This window comes from Oleiphilus sp. HI0066, from assembly GCF_001635725.1.
In genome coordinates, this window is sequence record NZ_LWFH01000611.1 from 1 (window position 1) to 951 (window position 951).

At 44.2% G+C, this 951-nt stretch carries 3 protein-coding genes; all 3 read left to right on the top strand.

Features of this window, described 5'->3' with window-relative positions; translation table 11 throughout:
- The first annotated feature begins 133 nt into the window (after positions 1-133).
- Positions 134-508 (top strand): succinate dehydrogenase, cytochrome b556 subunit, encoded by a 375-nt coding sequence (sdhC, locus tag A3738_RS07945; RefSeq protein WP_068482142.1) that lies wholly within the window; start codon positions 134-136, stop codon positions 506-508.
- Complete coding sequence (sdhD, locus tag A3738_RS07950; RefSeq protein ID WP_068473757.1) at positions 502-846, top strand: succinate dehydrogenase, hydrophobic membrane anchor protein; 345 nt, start codon at positions 502-504, stop codon at positions 844-846. The genes sdhC and sdhD overlap by 7 nt, the downstream gene beginning before the upstream one ends.
- A gap of 6 nt (positions 847-852) precedes the next feature.
- Positions 853-951: FAD-binding protein (locus A3738_RS29835; protein WP_156504083.1), on the top strand; the 99-nt coding region annotated here is incomplete at its 3' end.

Here is a 951-nt window from a genome sequence, read left to right on the forward strand (position 1 = left end):
GCTTTGTTTTTCTTAGCGTTTTGATTTCGCCATTTTAAAAAATATAAGCGAACTTTGTGATCTGCGTTTTCTATAAGTTCGTTATTGAACATGATGTGTTCATCATCGATTTATTAAAAGAGAGAAGATAGCCGTGGAGAATAAAAGACCAGTCAATCTTGACTTGACTCAGTTTAAATTCCCTTTGCCTGCTTTAACTTCAATCGCGCACCGTATCACTGGTGTTATGTTGTTTGTTGGCTTGGTGTTTTTAATGTATGGGTTGGATTTGTCACTGAGTAGTGAGCAAGGCTTCGCTGAAGCGAAGGCGCTTTTCGATAATGCCTTGGTTAAATTCATCATTTGGGGTGTTGTATCGGCGTTGCTTTATCACTTGGTTGCTGGTGTGAAGCACTTAATTATGGATCTCGGTGTTGGCGAAACGATCGAGGGCGGTGAGCTCGGCGCACAGATCACAATCGTTCTTTCAGTGGTTCTAATCGTTCTGGCGGGGGTTTGGATATGGTAGCTAGTGTTACTAGTTTTGGTCGTAACGGTCTTTCCGATTGGATCATTCAGCGTTTTACTGCAGTCGTTTTGGCTGCCTATACAGTATTTATTTTGGGTTATCTGATTTATAACCCTGAGCTTACTTATGAGCAATGGAGCGGCTTGTTTGCGTGCACTGCGATGCGTATTTTCTCTTTGCTTGCGCTTCTTTGTATTGGTGCTCATGCGTGGGTTGGGTTGTGGACTGTGTCGACGGACTACATGCGTTCGACAGCGGTTCGTTTGAGCTTTCAAGCCTTTTTCGGCGTAGTGTTGTTTGCCTACGTTGTTTGGGGCATTCAGATTCTGTGGGGGTGATTTAACATGGCAGGATTAAGAACATTAAATTACGATGCGATCGTTATCGGTGGCGGCGGTTCTGGTATGCGCGCAGCGCTACAGTTGACAGAATCTGGCGTTAAG

What these genes read in the sequence shown, in the direction of transcription:
- sdhD (WP_068473757.1), top strand. Translation starts at nt 502, where the DNA reads ATGGTAGCTAGTGTTACTAGTTTTGGTCGTAACGGTCTTTCCGATTGG.